This is a genomic window from Pseudomonas sp. 91RF (assembly GCF_003576265.1).
In the GTDB taxonomy this organism is placed as follows: domain Bacteria; phylum Pseudomonadota; class Gammaproteobacteria; order Pseudomonadales; family Pseudomonadaceae; genus Aquipseudomonas; species Aquipseudomonas kribbensis.
This window is the reverse complement of sequence record NZ_QWFC01000013.1, coordinates 96,473-113,521: the sequence shown is the minus strand read 5'-3', so window position 1 is coordinate 113,521 and position 17,049 is coordinate 96,473. Positions and strand designations below refer to the sequence as shown.

17 protein-coding genes are annotated in these 17,049 nt (G+C 61.6%); 4 read left to right on the top strand and 13 right to left on the bottom strand.

The annotated features are described in order from the left end of the window. Positions 1-29: 29 nt before the first annotated feature. Genes pepN through DXT77_RS03160 form a run of 6 tightly spaced genes read right to left on the bottom strand, consistent with a single transcriptional unit; the run spans position 30 to position 6,542 of the window. Positions 30-2,687, bottom strand: a complete 2,658-nt coding sequence (pepN, locus tag DXT77_RS03185; protein ID WP_119426595.1) for an aminopeptidase N — start codon at positions 2,685-2,687, stop codon at positions 30-32. A gap of 10 nt (positions 2,688-2,697) precedes the next feature. Next, positions 2,698-3,528 carry a DUF2797 domain-containing protein gene (locus DXT77_RS03180; protein ID WP_119426594.1) on the bottom strand — a complete coding sequence of 277 codons (831 nt, stop codon included), beginning with the start codon at positions 3,526-3,528 and terminating at the stop codon, positions 2,698-2,700. Continuing rightward, complete coding sequence (locus DXT77_RS03175; protein WP_085698878.1) at positions 3,525-3,785, bottom strand: YeaC family protein; 261 nt, start codon at positions 3,783-3,785, stop codon at positions 3,525-3,527. The genes DXT77_RS03180 and DXT77_RS03175 overlap by 4 nt, the downstream gene beginning before the upstream one ends. A gap of 29 nt (positions 3,786-3,814) precedes the next feature. Then, positions 3,815-4,684 carry a rhomboid family intramembrane serine protease gene (locus tag DXT77_RS03170; protein WP_119426593.1) on the bottom strand — a complete coding sequence of 290 codons (870 nt, stop codon included), beginning with the start codon at positions 4,682-4,684 and terminating at the stop codon, positions 3,815-3,817. Beyond that, a complete protein-coding gene (locus DXT77_RS03165) occupies positions 4,681-5,655 on the bottom strand; it encodes a metallophosphoesterase (protein WP_371856526.1) in 975 nt (324 codons plus the stop codon). The genes DXT77_RS03170 and DXT77_RS03165 overlap by 4 nt, the downstream gene beginning before the upstream one ends. Continuing rightward, entirely contained in the window at positions 5,652-6,542 is an 891-nt protein-coding gene (locus tag DXT77_RS03160) for an NAD(+) kinase (protein ID WP_011333623.1), read from the bottom strand. Before DXT77_RS03160 ends, DXT77_RS03165 begins: the two co-directional genes overlap by 4 nt. 113 nt (positions 6,543-6,655) lie before the next feature. On the opposite strand from DXT77_RS03160, the gene DXT77_RS03155 reads away from it, so the two are divergent. After that, the gene (locus DXT77_RS03155; protein WP_119426592.1) at positions 6,656-7,606 is read left to right on the top strand and encodes a DUF1853 family protein; all 951 of its coding nucleotides are present in this window, start codon (positions 6,656-6,658) and stop codon (positions 7,604-7,606) included. Here DXT77_RS03155 and DXT77_RS03150 read toward each other — a convergent pair. Then, on the bottom strand, positions 7,603-8,886 hold the full coding sequence (locus DXT77_RS03150; protein WP_119426591.1) for an arsenic transporter: 1,284 nt from the start codon (positions 8,884-8,886) through the stop codon (positions 7,603-7,605). The genes DXT77_RS03155 and DXT77_RS03150 overlap by 4 nt on opposite strands. A 170-nt stretch (positions 8,887-9,056) precedes the next feature. Then, positions 9,057-9,614 carry an NADPH-dependent FMN reductase gene (locus DXT77_RS03145; RefSeq protein WP_085708589.1) on the bottom strand — a complete coding sequence of 186 codons (558 nt, stop codon included), beginning with the start codon at positions 9,612-9,614 and terminating at the stop codon, positions 9,057-9,059. 185 nt (positions 9,615-9,799) lie between these two features. Between DXT77_RS03145 and DXT77_RS03140 the strand changes: the two genes are divergently transcribed. Next, entirely contained in the window at positions 9,800-10,036 is a 237-nt protein-coding gene (locus DXT77_RS03140; RefSeq protein WP_085708590.1) for a hypothetical protein, read from the top strand. 85 nt (positions 10,037-10,121) lie between these two features. Then, positions 10,122-11,015: a LysR family transcriptional regulator gene (locus tag DXT77_RS03135; protein WP_119426590.1), complete on the top strand. Its 894-nt coding sequence runs from the start codon at positions 10,122-10,124 to the stop codon at positions 11,013-11,015. Here DXT77_RS03135 and DXT77_RS03130 read toward each other — a convergent pair. The 5 genes from DXT77_RS03130 to DXT77_RS03110 form a co-directional block, all read right to left on the bottom strand. Beyond that, positions 10,981-11,595 carry a GNAT family N-acetyltransferase gene (locus tag DXT77_RS03130; protein ID WP_119426589.1) on the bottom strand — a complete coding sequence of 205 codons (615 nt, stop codon included), beginning with the start codon at positions 11,593-11,595 and terminating at the stop codon, positions 10,981-10,983. The genes DXT77_RS03135 and DXT77_RS03130 overlap by 35 nt on opposite strands. A gap of 14 nt (positions 11,596-11,609) precedes the next feature. After that, positions 11,610-13,865 carry an Orn/Lys/Arg decarboxylase N-terminal domain-containing protein gene (locus tag DXT77_RS03125; protein WP_119426588.1) on the bottom strand — a complete coding sequence of 752 codons (2,256 nt, stop codon included), beginning with the start codon at positions 13,863-13,865 and terminating at the stop codon, positions 11,610-11,612. A 154-nt stretch (positions 13,866-14,019) separates the two neighbouring features. Beyond that, positions 14,020-14,778 (bottom strand): DNA polymerase III subunit epsilon, encoded by a 759-nt coding sequence (gene dnaQ, locus DXT77_RS03120; RefSeq protein WP_085708594.1) that lies wholly within the window; start codon positions 14,776-14,778, stop codon positions 14,020-14,022. An 82-nt stretch (positions 14,779-14,860) separates the two neighbouring features. Then, positions 14,861-15,322: a ribonuclease HI gene (gene rnhA / locus DXT77_RS03115; RefSeq protein ID WP_039770807.1), complete on the bottom strand. Its 462-nt coding sequence runs from the start codon at positions 15,320-15,322 to the stop codon at positions 14,861-14,863. A 90-nt stretch (positions 15,323-15,412) separates the two neighbouring features. Beyond that, complete coding sequence (locus DXT77_RS03110; RefSeq protein ID WP_085708596.1) at positions 15,413-16,171, bottom strand: methyltransferase domain-containing protein; 759 nt, start codon at positions 16,169-16,171, stop codon at positions 15,413-15,415. Between the two features lie 65 nt (positions 16,172-16,236). Here DXT77_RS03110 and gloB point away from each other — a divergent pair, with 65 nt between their 5' ends. After that, positions 16,237-17,004, top strand: coding sequence for a hydroxyacylglutathione hydrolase (gene gloB / locus DXT77_RS03105; RefSeq protein WP_119426629.1), 768 nt, complete (start codon positions 16,237-16,239; stop codon positions 17,002-17,004). Positions 17,005-17,049 lie beyond the last annotated feature (45 nt).

The window sequence follows — 17,049 nt, the reverse complement described above, 5'->3', positions numbered from 1 at the left end:
AGCGGCGTTTTTATTGCCCTGAAACAGCTTCAGGCAAGGCTTTTGCTGACCACTTCATACACATCACTGGACAGCTGACCGGATGCCAGAATCCGCTCCAGCTCTGCCTTCATCAGCGCCTGACGAGCGCTGTCGTATTTACGCCAGCGAGTCAGCGGCGCCAGCTGGCGCGAAGCGATCTGCGGGTTGAAGCCGTTCAGCTCGATCACCAGATCCGCGAGGAAGCGATAACCCGAACCGTCCGCCGCGTGGAAGTTGATCAGGTTCTGCCCGGCAAAAGCGCCGACCAGCGCACGCACCTTGTTCGGGTTCTTGATGTTGAACGCCGGGTGCTGCATCAGGGCTTTCACACGCGCCAGACCGCCCGGCAAGGTGCTGCCGGCCTGCACGCTGAACCACTGATCCATGACCAACGGATTGTCCTTGAAGTGTTCGGCGAAACTGGCCAGGGCCTTGGCCTTCTCGGCGTCGAACGGCGAGTTGACCAGCACCGCCAGCGCAGTCAGGCGCTCGGTCATGTTGTCACAGGCGTCGAACTGTTCCAGCGTTGCCGCCAGCACTTCAGGCTTGCCGCTGAGCATCAGGTACGACAGCGCAATGTTCTGCAACGCGCGACGGGCGAAATGCTCGGCTTCGGCCACGTACGGGGTTTTCTTCGACAGGTCGCGGTTAGCCTGATAACGCAGCCACAGCGCCTCGAACAGGTTGTCCGCCAGTTGCTGGCGGGCAAATTCACGGGCGGTGTGGATTGCATCCACGTCGGCGACTTCGCTGATTTCGGTCAGATACGCTTCGCTCGGCAGCGAGAGCATTTCCGCGACCATCGCCTGATCCAGCGTCTGGTCAGCCAGCACGGTGCGCAGAGCGGAAATCAGACGTGGGTCGAGCACCAGGCTTTCGCCCTTCTGCTGCTGAACAATCAGTTCCTGCAACACCTGCACCGACAGTTGCTGGCCGGCATCCCAGCGGTTGAAACCGTCGCTGTCGTGCTGCATCAGGAACATCAGCTGATCACGGTTGTACGGGAAGCTCAGTTTCACCGGTGCCGAGAAACCACGCAGCAGGGACGGCAGCGGTTGTTCGGCGATGTCGACGAAGGTGAAAGTCTGTTCGGCTTCGGTCACCGAGATCACCCGGCTCGTGCCTTGGGCCGAGGCTTCGCCGGCCAGACGCAAGGCAATCTCGTTGCCCTGGCTGTCGAGCAGGCCCAGTTCCACCGGGATCACGAACGGCAGTTTTTCAACCTTGTCCGGGGTTTCCGGGCAGCTCTGGCGGAAGGTCAGGCTGTAGGTTTTTGCGACCGCGTCGTAAGACTCGCTCACCGCCAGACGCGGCGTACCGGCCTGGCTGTACCAGCGCTTGAATTGGGTCAGGTCGACGCCGTTGGCATCTTCCATGGCCTTGATGAAGTCGTCGCAGGTCACGGCCTGGCCGTCGTGGCGCTCGAAGTACAGGTCGCTGCCCTTGCGGAAGCCTTCGGCGCCCAACAGGGTGTGGATCATGCCGACCACTTCCGAGCCCTTTTCGTACACGGTCAGGGTGTAGAAGTTGGAAATCTCGATGAAGCTGTCCGGGCGCACGGCGTGGGCCATGGGACCTGCATCTTCGGCGAACTGGTGGGTACGCAGGTACGCCACGTCCTGAATGCGCTTGACCGTGGCCGAGTTCATGTCGGAAGAGAAACCGGCATCGCGGAAAACGGTGAAGCCTTCCTTGAGCGACAACTGGAACCAGTCGCGGCAGGTCACACGGTTGCCCGACCAGTTGTGGAAGTATTCATGGGCGACGATCGCTTCAACGCGCTGGTGCGCAGCGTCGGTGGCGGTTTCGGCGCGGGCCAGCACGGCACTGGAGTTGAAGATGTTGAGGCCTTTGTTCTCCATGGCGCCCATGTTGAAGTCGTTCACCGCGACGATCATGAAGATGTCCAGATCGTACTCGCGACCGTAGACCTCCTCGTCCCAGCGCATCGACTTTTTCAGGCTGTTCATGGCGTGCTGGCACTTGTCGATGTTTTCCGGCTCGACATAAATGCGCAGCGCCACGTTGCGGTTGGTCATGGTGGTGAAGGAGTCTTCAACGCACCACAAGTCACCGGCCACCAGCGCAAACAGGTACGCCGGCTTCATGAACGGGTCTTCCCAGGTCGCCCAGTGCCGGCCGTCTTCGCCGGGGCCGCTGGCGATCGGGTTGCCGTTGGACAGCAGCACCGGATAGCTGTGCTGCTCGGCGACCACCGTGGTGGTGAACTTGCTCATCACATCCGGGCGGTCGAGGTAATAGGTGATCTTGCGGAAGCCTTCGGCCTCGCACTGGGTGCAGAACATCGTGCCGGACTTGTACAGGCCTTCCAGCGCGGTGTTGGTTTCCGGGTGGATCCTGACGCTGGTGTCGACCGTGAAGGTTTCACTCTTCGGCTGCAGGGTCAGGTGATTCTCGGTCAACTGGTAGTCGGCAGCGCTCAGTTCCTGGTCGGCCAGGGTCACCGAGAGCAATTCCAGCTGCTGGCCATCGAGCACCAGCGGCGGCAGGCCCGGGCCACGGGCCGGGTTGCGGCGCATCACCAGTTGCGCGTGGACCAGACTGTGGTCCTCGAACAACTCGAAGGTCAGGTGTGTTTCATCGATCAGGTACTCGGGCGCCTGATAGTCCTTCAGGTAAATCATCTTCGGTTGTTCGGTGCGCATGCTGAAGTCCTTATTGATGCACGGCGAGCTGATAGGCCGTGTACTTGCGAATGTTGATCACGCCGGTGTCGAAGATCAGGTACTGGCCCTTGATCCCCAGCAGCGTGCCTTCGGCAATCGGGTTCTTGTCCAGGTTGAAGCTGACGATCTTGGCCGGGTACTGCTCGACCGGGTAACGGATTTCCAGCGGCTCAACGTCGGTGACCGGCTGAATCGCCTGCAGACCGAACCGATCCTGCAAGCCTCGCAGGCCTTCGGCGCAGCTGGCGAACAACTGGTCGCGCACCTCGGCAAGATCCACCGCCGCCGCATCGCCCTTGAGCAGCGCGCGCCAGTTGGTCTTGTCCGCCACCTGACTGCGGAACAGGTCTTCGACGAAGCCCGACTGTTGGCGCGTGGCGACGCGCATGATCGGCAGCGCCTGACTGGCGCCCTGGTCGAGCCAGCGGGTCGGCAGCTGGGTGGCGCGAGTGATGCCGACCTTGATCCCCGACGAATTGGCCAGGTAGACGACATGGTCGGTCATGCAGAACTTCTCGCCCCACTCCGGTTCCCGGCAGGTGCCGGCGTCGAAGTGGCAGCGCTCCGGGCTCATGATGCACACGTCGCACTGGGCCAGCTTGGTCATGCACGGATAGCAGTAACCCTGACTGAAACTGGTCTTGGTCTTGCGTCCGCAATGGGTGCAGTGAATCGCCCCCAGATACTCCAGACGCACCGTGCTGCCGATCAACGGGTTGACCGGCACCTCGACGTCATCCAGACGAAACGCGTATTGCACGTTCGGCCCGTCCAGGCGCGCCGACATTTTGCTGATTGCACCGCGGCCAATCTCGATCAATGGATGGCGTCCGACTTGAACAGGATGTTCGGCACTTCGATCGACTTCGACGCACACTCCTGCGGGCCCATGTAACCGGTGCGCTCTTCTTCGGGCAGGTTCTGGATTTCCCAGGCGATCATCGCCTGCAGCGACAGCTCGCGCTGTTCGGCGGTGAGTTTGCCACCGTCGGACCATTTGCCGATCTCTACGGCCAGTTTCAGACTCTGGTAGATATCCGGGGTGATGTTCTTGATCAGGTCGTTAAAAGAGGACATCAGGGTCTCCGTGCTCTTTATTCAAAAATTCAGGCGGCCAGTTTACGGCGGTTGTACAAACCGCCCAACAAACCGGTGAAGCATCCGATGAGTAACCCGCCGACGTGGGCGGCATTGGCGATCTGGCCGAAGCCGATCATCGAGATCAGCCCGGACATGCACACCAGCAACCACACCAGCATCATCACCAGCACGCCGCGGGGCAGACGATAGGCCGGGTTCGGCGCCAGCAACTGGAAGATCCAGCAGTGACCGAGCAACCCGTAAAGCACGCCGGACAGGCCGCCGAACAGGCTCGGGCCGCTCCAGGCAAACTGTGCGTAGTTGGACACCAGGCTGAACAGCAGCGTCAGGCCGATCAGGTTGATACTGCCCTGACGCGACTCGATGCGCCGCCCCAGTTCCCAGTACCACATGCCGTTCATGGCCAGGTGCAGGATGCCGAAGTGGATCAGCATCGGCGTGAACAGGCGCCACCACTGCCCCGCCGCCAGGCTGTCGGCCAGTGAGGTGAAGTGGATGTAGTCGCCGACCACGCGGAAATCGAGGAAGGTCAGCCAGCGCATCGTGTCGAGGTTGTCACCCAGATACGTCAGACCGCCGACCAGCAGGCTCAGCAACAGGATGAACCCGGTGGCCCTGGCGTGTTTCAGTTGCTCGGCGAAGCTAGGCCGCTTGAAGGTCGGCGCCACCGGAATGTCCAGTTGCTGATCCGGGTCACCTGCCGGGAAGCGCTCGTACAGCGAACGCACGTCTTCGCTGATTTCCGACGGCACCCACAACACCTGCTCGCCCGATTCTTCGCTGACGCGGTGAGGCACCTGCATGCGTTGCAGCAGTTTGACGAAACCACTCAGGTCCGCCGCCAGTGGCAGACGCAATACCGCTACCGCGCTCATCGCAGCACCTCCGGCCGCTCGACATCGACCCAGACAAATTTATGTGGATCCAGGCGGGTTTCCTGATCCAGACGATAAGCCACCAGTTTGCCGTAGAGCACGGCGCTGTAATCCAGGCACGCGAGGTTCGGGCGAATCGGCGCCGGTTTGCCGCTGCGCCAGTAGTGGCCGACGAACAGCAACGGTTCATCGACGCCATAGCGCAGCAGGGAATTCTTTTCGCTGGAGGTCAGCGGCTTCTGCGCCACCGGCTCCGGCAGCGCATCGGGCTGGAACACGATGTCGCCGTAAGTCTGCGGGTCGTCTTCCCAGAACTTGGTGCGGAAGAACGAACGCACCAGACCATCGCCGCTGGTCATGGTCAGACCATCCGGCAGGCGCATGTCGGTGCCGCGCAGCAGGCGATCGAAGACGGTGCAGGCGAAGCTGCCCGGCACGGCCGACGCCTGAAGGAAGTGCTCATCGATGCAGCCATCGGGGAACAGCGCGCGCAACGGTTCGATCAAGCCGGCATCCCAGCAGGCATGCACGACCCGGAAGCGTCCGGCGTCGACAAACAGCGGAAGCTCATAGAACCAGCGCTGGAAGTCGTGCCAGTCACCGGGATGGTCTTCGAACTGGGTCAGGGTTTCATGCAGCAAACGGGCATGACGCGGCGTGTGCTCGCGCACGAACTGCTTGCCGCTGCCCGGTGGCGCCGGCGTGCTCCAGCCCAGTGCGTTGAATTCGTGGTTGCCCATGATGCACAACGCCTGGCCGGCCTCGACCATGTCGTGGACGATGTGCAGCGCCTCGCGGATCCGCGGGCCACGGTCGATGATGTCGCCGACGAACACGGCCATGCGCGAAGGATGCCGCCAGACCCCGCCCTGCTTGTGGTAACCGAGACGGTCCAGCAGGTGTTCCAGGGTCAGGGCGCATCCGTGCACGTCACCGATCAGGTCATAACTGCGCGCGGGATCGAGCATCAGTCGCCTCCACCACCCAGCTTGCTGCCCCAGCCGAGTTTGGTGCGGCAGACCTCGTAGTAGTTGTGGTCGAGCGGATGGATCAGCCGCAGCTTCTGCGCTTTCTTGCTGACGGTGATGGTGTCGCCCGGCGCGCAGGTAAAGTGGTTCTGCCCGTCGCAGGAGACCTGCGGGTAGATCTGCATATCTTTGGACACGACGATTTTCAGCTCACTGTTGCCATCGACCACGATCGGTCTGCCCGACAAGGTATGGGGGTACATCGGCACAATCACAATAGCGTCGAGCTTGGGATGCATGATCGGGCCGCCGGCGGACAGCGCGTACGCGGTGGAGCCGGTCGGCGTGGCGACGATCAGGCCGTCGGCCTTCTGGCTGCAGACGAACTGGCCGTCGATGTACAGCTCGAACTCGATCATCCGCGTCGATTTGCCCGGGTGCAGCACCACGTCATTCAGCGCATCGCCCTGGCCGATGGCCTCGGCGTGCCGGCGGACTTCGGCCTGCAGCAGGAAGCGGTTTTCCACCAGATAGTGGCCGTCGAGTACTTCGGCGACCTTGATTTCCAGCTCGTCGGGGCGGATGTCGGTGAGAAAGCCGAGGCTGCCACGGTTGATCCCGAGCACCGGAATGTTGTGCTTGGCCAGCGCCCGGGCCGCACCGAGCAGGCTGCCGTCACCGCCGACGACGATGACCATGTCGCAGACTTCGCCGAGCATCTTGCGCGACGAGGTTTGCAGGCCATGGCCGGGCAGGACTTCGGCGATGGTGTCTTCGAGGATCACATGCAGGTGACGATCGAGCAGAAAGCGTTTCAGTCGGCGGACGGTATCCAGCACCTGGGAACTGCCCAGGCGACCGATGATGCCGATATTACGAAATTGCTCCATGGGACTCCTGCTGGGGCTGCGACGGCGAAAACGACGATTATGGGCGAAAGCGACGGATAGACAAAACCCTTTCAGCCCGAGAGTGCGCCTGCGTTTAAGGCTATGCTCGCAAGATGATCCTATTTCCCGATTTGCTCCAGTTGCCCCATCAGTTGCGCCACCCGGAAGTGCGCGATCTGGCGTGGGTGATCCTCGCCCCGCCGATGCTCGCCGCCACGCCGTGGCCGCAACGTCATCCGCTGGCCGGCAGCGACTGGGTGCACGACCCCGAGCGGCTGGCGCACTGGCTGCACCGGCTCGACCGGGACAGTTACGGTCTGCTGCAATGGCTGTCCCAGGCTCGCACCCGGCGCCTGGGCCTGTATTACGAGCGGCTGTGGCAGTTTGCCGTGGAGCATGCGCCGGGGATCGAACTGATCGCCGCCAACCTGCCGATCCGCCGCGAGGGCCACACCCTCGGCGAACTCGACATGCTGCTGCGCGACCGCGACGGCGTGCATCACCTGGAACTGGCGATCAAGCTCTACCTCGGCCCGCAGAAGGGTGACGGCCGCGATCCGGCGCAGTGGCTCGGGCCTGGCTGCCACGATCGACTGGACCGCAAACTGGCCCATCTGAGCGAACACCAGTTACCGATTTCCGCCCGCCCGGAAAGCCGCGAGGCCCTGGCGGCGCTGGATATCGAGTCATTCAGTGCGCAGTTGTGGCTGGGCGGTTATCTGCTGTATCCATGGCCCGGGCAGTCCGAACCGCCGGGCGGCGCCCATCCGCAGCACTTGCGCGGCAGCTGGCTGCATCAAAAGGACTGGCCGGCGTTTATCGCCCAGCGCCCGGCCGGACGCTGGCAACCCCTGCCCCGCCACGCGTGGCTGGCGCCGGCACATTACCCGGCGGATCAGGCCTGGAGTCACGAGCAGTTGCGCGCCTGGCTCAATGAGCTCGAACCGCTCGCCCCGGCGCAGTTGATGGTGCGCCTGACCGAGAATACCCGGGGCGAATGGGAAGAAGCCGAGCGGCTGTTTCTGGTTTCGGATCTGTGGCCGAACGTGCCCGGACAGAGTTAGACGCTCAACCGCAGCGCCAGCGCCGCCAAGGTGACCAAAAGAACCGGCACCGTCAGCACAATCCCGACCTTGAAGTAATACCCCCAGCCGATCCGGATGTCCTTGCGCTCCAGCACATGTAGCCAGAGCAGAGTCGCGAGACTGCCGATCGGGGTGATTTTCGGTCCCAGGTCGCTGCCGATCACGTTGGCGTAGATCATCGCCTCTTTCACCACACCGGTCGCCTGACTGGCATCGATCGACAGCAGCCCGATCAGCACCGTCGGCAGATTGTTCATGATCGACGACAACAAGGCCGTCAGCACCCCGGTGCCCATGGCCGCGCCCCACACGCCATACCCGGCAAAGGCATCCAGCCAGCCGGCCAGATGATCCGTCAGCCCGGCATTGCGCAGACCGTAGACCACCAGATACATGCCCAGGGAGAAAATCACGATCTGCCACGGCGCTTCTTTCATCACTTTGCGCGTGGAGATTTTGTGCCCACGGGCGGCGATGCCCAGCAACAACGCCGCGCACACTGCCGAGATGGCGCTGATTGGAATGCCCACCGGCTCCAGGGCAAAACAGCCCAGCAACAGAATCAGCAACACCGCCCAGCCGGCGTAGAACGTGGCCTTGTCGTGGATCGCCGTCTCCGGATGCTCAAGCTGTTCAGGGTCGTAGTCTTTTGGAATGTCGCGGCGGAAGAACCACAACAACACCGCCAGCGTGGCCGCGACGCTGACAAAGTTGACCGGCACCATCACCGCTGCATAGCGATTGAAACCGATGTGAAAGAAGTCGGCCGAAACGATGTTGACCAGGTTCGACACCACCAGCGGCAGGCTCGCGGTGTCGGCAATGAAGCCGGCGCCCATGACGAACGCCAGGGTCGCCGCCGGGGAAAAACGCAGGGCCAGCAGCATGGAAATCACGATCGGTGTGAGGATCAGCGCCGCGCCGTCATTGGCGAACAACGCCGACACCAGCGCACCGAGCAACACCATGAAGGCGAACAGCTTGCGCCCGCTGCCCCGCCCCCATCGCGCCACGTGCAACGCAGCCCAGGCAAAGAACCCCGCTTCGTCGAGCAACAGGCTGATGATGATCAGCGCCACAAAAGTGCCGGTAGCGTTCCAGATGATCTGCCACACCAGCGGAATATCGCTCAGATGCACCACGCCAAAAAGCAGCGCGACAATGGCGCCGAGCGTTGCACTCCAGCCGACCCCGAGGCCTTTGGGTTGCCAGATCACCAGAGTAATGGTCAGCAGGAAAATCAGTGACGCAGCGAGCATTCGCGACAGCCTTCAATAAAAGGGAAAGATTGAGCCACACCACAAAACTTGTGGGAGCGAGCCTGCTCGCGATTGCGGTGTGTCATTCAACTGATGTGCCAGCTGATACACCGCCATCGCGAGCAGGCTCGCTCCCACAGGGTCGATATCTTGTCAGAAAATTCAGTGGATCACTTCTTGTGCTGCGCCACCCACTCGCCATAGGCATTGATGAAGCTCTGCAGGAACGGCTTGACCGACTCGTTCAGCTTGCCCGACTCATCGAACGCCGTACCGGCGCCGCCCAGGTAGGCTTCCGGCTGCTGCATGCAAGGCACATTGAGGAAAACGAAGGACTGGCGCAAATGCTGGTTGGCGCCGAAACCGCCGATGGCACCCGGCGAAACGCTGATCACCGCGCCCGGTTTGCCACCCCAGACACTCTTGCCATAAGGCCGCGAACCAACGTCAATGGCGTTCTTCAAGGGTGCCGGTACCGAGCGGTTGTACTCCGGGGTGACAAACAGCACCGCGTCGGATGAGCCCACTTTTTGCCGAAAAGTGCTGTAGGCTGCCGGCGGTGAATCGCCGTCGATGTCTTCGTTATAGAGTGGCAGATCGCCAATTTCCACAATGTTCAGCTTGAGGTTGGCCGGTGCCAGTTCCGCCAGCGCCAGCGCGACCTTGCGATTGATCGATGCTTTACGCAGGCTGCCGACCACTACCGCGACGTTATAGACATTGCTCATGGGAAGACTCTCGACTGTCCGTGGGAGGAGCCTGTAGTTATAGATGATCCAGCGACGATTCCACCAGACGACGAGGGATATTTCCCGCGTCCGGATTATTTTTTTCCTGTAGGAAAACTTACCAAGCTTGATGACGGTCTACCAAGCCGCAAATCAAGCGTTTTATCTCCAGAGGTTCTAAGCAGATGGCAGCAGTACTCGTCGGTCAGTTCCATGCAAGAGATGCGGAAGGCCGCGTTTATTCCGTGCATGAGTTCCAGGAATCCAACCCGTCGGCAGACGGTTTCACCGGCATGGAGCCTGTTACCACCTACAAACTGGCCATTGGCGATCGGGTCAATAAAATCGACGACAACGAATTCCTGCTGGTTCAGTCGGGCATCACGTTGATTCGCGAACCCGAGCCGACTGTCGCTTCATAACCGATTGTTATGAGCAGAAGTCATCCGCGCCGAGTTGGGGTAGGATTCAGCCACTGACCCCAACGGCCGGACATGGACTTCACGCATGCGTTTACGTCATATCGAGGTGATACAGGCGCTTTTACAGACGGGTCACGTAGGCACCGCCGCCGAATGGCTGCAATTGCCGGCGGGCGATGTCGAGGAGCGACTGCGTGAAGCCGAGAGTCAGTTGGGTTTCATGCTGTTCGCCAGTGTGCGCGGACGGCTTCAGGCCACGGCCGAAGCCCGTGCGCTGCAAGTTGAAATCGCCCACATCTATGACGCGCTGGAACCGGTGCAACGGCTGGCCAGCAGTCTCAAGCAATACCTCGCCCCACCCCTTCGAATCATTGGCACCCCGCCGCTGGCCCAGCAGCTGTTGCCGCAAAGTCTCGCCGCATTGCGCCGACGCCTGCCGGACGTGCCCTGCACGCTGCTCAGTGAACCCACCCGCCACATCGTTCGCAGTCTGTTGCTGCGCGAGAGCGATCTGGGACTGAGCCTGCACGACCCCGAACATCCGGATATCCATTGCCAGCCGCTGGCCCAGGGCAAGCTGCAATTGCTCGCGCCTCACGGCTGGCTACAACCGAAGCAGAAGTACATTTCGCTGCAGGACCTGGCCGGCCAGGCGATGGTCGGCCTCGAAGGTCAGGACCCGCTGAGCCCGGCGCTGGAACACAAACTCCAGGCCTTGCGCCCGGCACCGAGCATCCACACCCGGGTGCAGACTCATCAGATGATGCGCAGCATGGTCGAGGCCGGCGAAGGCCTGGCCATCGTCGACCCGTTCACCGCGCTGGGTGCCCGGGCCAGTGGGATCGACACTTGTCCGTTGTCACCGGCAGTGCCGATCAGCCTCTATGCACTGACCTTCAAGCACGCGCCGCCGACATCGGCCGTCCAGACATTGCTGGGTATCGTTACGGAACAAGCCGAGGCGATGCTGGCGAGCTGATCGGGTTTTCCAGCGGATTATCGAACAATCGATACCAGAACAACGCCACCTCGGCGGTGTTCGGATCGATGCCGCGATAGCGCAGATGGTCGATGCCACCGATCACATAACCGCAACGCTCATACAGGCGACAGGCACCGAGGTTGTTGTTCTGGGTCTCGAGCATGATCCCCGGCAGTTTTTTCTTGCGGCTCCAGAACTGCGCTACATCCAGCAGTGCCTTGGCAACACCATGACGCCGTGCCGGCGCATGCACCGCCAGTTCATCGATATGGGCAAAACCATTCCAGTTGGTGCTGATCACCAGATGCCCTACCGGCTGATCTTCCAGATACGCCATGAAAATCGCACTGTCGGCGGCATCGCGAAAACTGCTGAACTCCTCGGGATCGATGCCGTAGCACTTGCGGTACGGCACGATGGGCGTCACGCCCCACTGCGCGACGGATTTGCCGATTTCGGCGGCGCCATAGGCGGCGACCTCAAAACTGAAATCGCTGCCCCAGATATAGGCGGCAAAGCCGTCGTCGGCAACGCGCACCGACAGCCCGGGGTATTTTGGATTCATGGCCGGTTGCATACTGGGAAACGCCCTCATTCCTTGACGCAATCGACGGTGTAGTGCCGTCCATTGCCCTCGTCTTCGTGTTGCAGTCCGTGCACATCGACCACGAAACCCGGGAAACTCGCATCGAACGTGCGGGCAAACTTCAGGTAATCGATGATCGACCGGGTGGATTCGGTAAAACGCTCGCCGGGCATGATCAACGGAATCCCCGGCGGATAAGGCACCAGCATCACCGCCGCGACACGCCCCTCCAGCTCATCGATCGGCACTGCCTCGACTTCGCCGCGCACCAGTTGATCGTAGGCATGGGCCGGTTTCATGGCGATTTCCGGCAGCACGGTGTACATGCGCTTGAGGTGCCTGGCGGTGGCGTTGCTGCGGTAACAGGCATGGAGCTGATCGCACAGGTCGCGCAGACCCATGCCGCGATAGCGCGCCGGGGCTTCCTGAGCGACACATTTCAGGCAGGTGTCGAGGCTGACGTTGGCGTCGTAGCTGCGCTTGAACTCCAAAAGCTCGGTCAGCAGCGTGCTCCACTTGCCCTTGGTGATGCCCATGGAGAACAGCACCAGAAACGAATAGAGCCCGGTTTTCTCCACCACCAACCCGCGTTCCCAGAGGAAACGGCTGACTACCGCCGCCGGAATCCCCTTGTCGCTCAGCGCGCCACCAGCGGTCAGGCCGGGCATCACCAGAGTGACCTTGATCGGGTCGAGCAGCACATAGTCGTCGCTGACCTCGCCGAAACCGTGCCAGTCCGCCTCGGGCTTCAGCAGCCAGTCTTCGGTCTGCACCCGGTCAATACCCTCGACACCCGGCGGCTGCCAGATCGAGAACCACCAGTCATTGGCGTCGATGTGTTGCCGCAAATTGGCCAGCGCCCGGCGAAAGCTCAGAGCTTCATCGAAGGTTTCCTGCAACAGCGAACGCCCGGCCGGGCCTTCCATCATGGCCGAGGCCACGTCCAGCGAAGCGATGATGCTGTACTGCGGCGACGTCGAGATATGCATCATGAATGCTTCGTTGAACCGGTCACGGTCCAGTTGTCGCGCCCCGCCGTCCTGCACATGAATCATCGAAGCCTGACTGAATGCCGCCAACAATTTGTGGGTGGAATGGGTGGTAAACACCAGCGGGCTGTCGGCACTGCGCGAGGTGGCCATGCCGTAACGGCCGGCAAAAAATTCGTGAAACGCCGCATAGGCGTACCAGGCCTCGTCGAAATGCAGGACTTCGACGCTGTTGCCCAAGCTCTGCTTGATCAGTTCGGCGTTGTAGCAGAGGCCGTCGTATGTGGAATTGGTGACCACGGCGAGTTTGACTTTCGGCTCCCGACCCTTGGTCAGCGGGCTCGCATCGATCTTGGCCTGGATCGATTCGCGGCTGAATTCACTCAGCGGAATCGGACCGATGATCCCGAGCTCGTTGCGCTCCGGGCACAGGTACAGCGGAATCGCCCCGGTCATGATGATCGCGTGCAACACCGACTTGTGGCAGTTGCGATCCACCAGCACCAGATCATCGCGCCCGACCATCGAATGCCAGACGATTTTGTTGGCGGTCGAGGTGCCATTGATCACGAAAAAGGTGTGATCGGCGCCGAAATTGCGCGCCGCCCGCGCTTCCGCTTCGGCCAGCGGCCCGGTGTGATCGAGCAGCGAGCCCAGCTCCGGCACCGACACCGACAAATCCGAACGCAGGGTATTTTCCCCGAAGAACTGGTGAAACGCCTGCCCCACCGGGCTCTTGTGATACGCCACCCCACCACCATGCCCGGGGGTGTGCCAGGAATAGTTGGAATCGGCGGTGTGCTGCACCAAGGCCTTGAAGAACGGCGGCAGCAGCCCGTCCAGATACTTGCGCGCCGCCCGCGCCACCTGCCGGGCCAGAAACGGTACGGTGTCTTCGAACAGGTAAAGAATACCGCGCAACTGATTCAGTTCGGCCATGGCATCGGCCGGGGCGTTTTCCAGGGTGACCTGCTCGCCGAGGGCGAAGATCGGCAGATCCGGCGCCCGCACACGAGCCAAGCCGATCAGTTCGGCCATGTTCTGTAACAAATGGGAATTGGTACTGGCGTCTTCCGCGGCAATCAACATGCACGCCAGACCATGGTGGGTCGACGCCACCAGCCGGCCCTCGGTGTAGTCCGTGGCCGAAACGATGCTGAAACCTTCCTGCTCGAGCTCACGGGCAATGCCGCGAATGCGTTCGCCGGCAACCGTGTCGGCCTTGATGTCGCGGTGAACAATCAACACCGGAAACTTCAGATCTTTGTACATGAGGCTCAGTGTCCTGAGGCGGCGGAGAGTGGTCTGCCATTGTCCTCAGGGTAGAGGGTCGGAGCGGATGTGGCGAGGGTGGCCAGTTGTCAGTACTGCCAAAAACAAAGGATCGTCCGGACGCGGCCAGCGCCTTCGGACGATCCTTTTATCTTCAAGCCTGGGCTTCGGCTTCCAGCAACTGCGTCCACAGCGCCGGCGCGCCAGCGGATTTGGCGATGATCTCCAGACGCACCTGGTGCTCGGCCAGTTCCGCTTCGGTGGCGCGAATGATCCGCCCCGGCTTGCGATCCGCCGGCAAGCGACGGATTTCAGTGGCGGAGTTGTCCGCGCCCTCGCCCGTGCCGTTACCGTCGGAGGCGTTACCGGCCAGCGACAGGCTGGTCTGGCCACCGGTCATGGTCAGGTAGACGTCGGCAAGAATCTCCGAGTCGAGCAATGCGCCGTGCAGCTCACGGCCGGAGTTGTCGACGCCGTAACGTTTGCACAAGGCATCGAGGCTGTTGCGCTGCCCCGGGTGACGTTCCCGGGCCATCATCAGGGTGTCGAGGATCGTGCAGTGCTGCGTGATGTCCGCGCGATCCTGCTGGCCCATCAGGGCGAATTCGTTGTTGATGAAACCAACGTCGAACGCCGCGTTATGGATGATCAGCTGCGCGCCGTTGATGAACTCGAAGAACTCATCGGCCACTTCAGCGAAACGCGGCTTGCCGACGAGGAATTCGTTGGTGATGCCGTGGACGCCGATCGCGCCTTCGTCACTCTCGCGGTCCGGTTGCAGGTAGACGTGAAAGTGCCGCCCCGTCAGGCGCCGACCAATCAGCTCGACGCAACCGATTTCAATGATCCGGTGACCATCGGTCACCGGCATGCCGGTGGTTTCGGTATCGAGTACAACGGATCTGGTGGCCATCAGTGTTCAGCTCTCAACGGGGTCAATCGTGCAAAAGCGGCGATGTTAACACGCTCGCCGGAGGTGTTTCAGCCAGACGGAATCAGTCCTGCTTGTAGCCGCGCACTTCATCCACACCACGATTGGCCAATTGGTCGGCCCGTTCGTTGCCGTGGTGGCCGATGTGGCCGCGAACCCATTTCCAGGTGACCTTGTGGCGGTTGACCTGCTCGTCCAGCTCTTTCCACAGGTCGGCATTTTTTACTGGCTCTTTGGCCGCAGTTTTCCAGCCGCGTTTCTTCCAGTTGGCCATCCACTCATTGATGCCTTTCATCACGTATTGCGAGTCGGTCACCAGCAGCACTTCGCAAGGACGCTTGAGAGCTTCGAGGCCGCGAATCGCGCCGAGCAGCTCCATGCGGTTGTTGGTGGTGTTGGCTTCGCCGCCCCACAGTTCCTTTTCGACGCCCTTGCACACCAGCAAGGCGCCCCAGCCGCCCGGGCCGGGGTTGCCCTTGCAGGCGCCGTCAGTGAACAGTTCTACGCTATCGACGCTTTCGCTCATGCCAATCTATCCAGAAAAATGCCTGGCCTCGCCGATCACGGATCGACAACGGCCCGGGCCGGGACACACCCGGCCACAATAAAAGAAGGTTTACGGTTCGATGCGGCGACGATTGACCTTGGCCATCGGCAACGGAATCAGCTTGCCCATCGGCTCGCGGCGTTCCTGGCGCACCGGACGCAGGCCGACCACGATCTTGCGCGCGACCAACAGATAGAAACCGCCGCCCGCCAGTTGCCAGTCGCCGGCCTTGCGTTCCCAGCCGGCCAGACGGGCCTGCCACTTGGGTGACGCGAGCGGCGGACGATAGCACCCGAAGCGGCGTTTCTCCAGCGCGAAGCCCAGCAGATTGAGCCAGTCGGCGACCCGCGACGGCGAGATGCAGCGCGCCTGATGCAACGCATCGTGAGCGAACACATGGCGCAGACCCCAGGTGCTCCAGGGATTGATGCCGACAATCAGCAGATGCCCGCCGGGGCGCACGCTGCTCGCCGCTTCACGCAGCAGGCCGTGGGGCGACAGGCAGAAATCCAGACCGTGCTGCAACACCACCACGTCGGCGGCGTGCTCGCTCAACGGCCAGGCCTGCTCTTCGCAGACGATCTCGACGCCGGGCAATGGCGCACCGAGCCGCACGTTACGCTGCACCTGCGGCGCCGACGGCGGTGTTTCCGCAGAAGGGCCGTAATGCACCAGATAGCCGCCAAAGAACCGGCCGAGCTCGTCTTCGAGCATGCGTCGCTCTTCGTCCAGCAGAAATTGCCCGAGGGGACCGGACAGCCATTCACGGGCCGCCCCGATCAGGGCCAGCCAGTCAGGATCGGCCTGAGCGAACGCTTTATCGATCATTGCATTCTCCAACACGCCAGGAACCTCTAAGATGCGCCAATGTTACCCGCTTGGCGAATCCGAAGATGATACAGATCAGTGCCCTGCCCGCCTTCACCGACAACTACATCTGGTTGTTACAGGATCATGCCACCCAGCGTTGCGCCGTGGTCGATCCGGGAGATGCCGCCCCCGTGCAGGCGTGGCTCGCCGCGCATCCGGGCTGGGTGCTGGGCGATATTCTGATCACTCATCATCACCATGATCATGTCGGCGGTGTCGAGACGCTTAAAAAGGCTACCGGCGCGACTGTCTACGGTCCGGCCAGCGAAAGCATTCCGGGGCGGGATGTGGCGCTCAAGGATAACGACCAGGTTCGCGTGCTTGGCTGGGATTTCGATGTCTACGCCGTTCCCGGCCACACCCTGGGGCACATCGCCTATTACCACCACGGCCTGCTGTTCTGCGGCGACACCCTGTTCGCCGCCGGTTGCGGCCGGTTGTTCGAAGGCACGCCGGAGCAGATGCACTATTCCCTCGGTCGTCTGGCAGCCCTGCCGGAAGACACGCTGGTCTACTGCACCCACGAATACACCCTGAGCAACCTGAAGTTCGCCGCTGCCGTGGAGCCGGGCAACCCGGACATTGCCGCCCGTCTGGAAAAAGTCAGCCAGCAACGGCAGAACGGGGTCATGACCCTGCCCTCGACCATTGCCCTGGAAAAGCTCACAAACCCGTTTCTGCGTACCAGTGAAACATTAGTTACACAAAAAGTGGACGAACGGAATGGCGCTCAAAACCGGGCGCCGAGTGAGGTTTTTGCGGCTCTGCGGGCTTGGAAAGATAAGTTCTAAGGCGTTCACCACTTGGTACAAAAACGCTGAATGGTTGACCGCAGG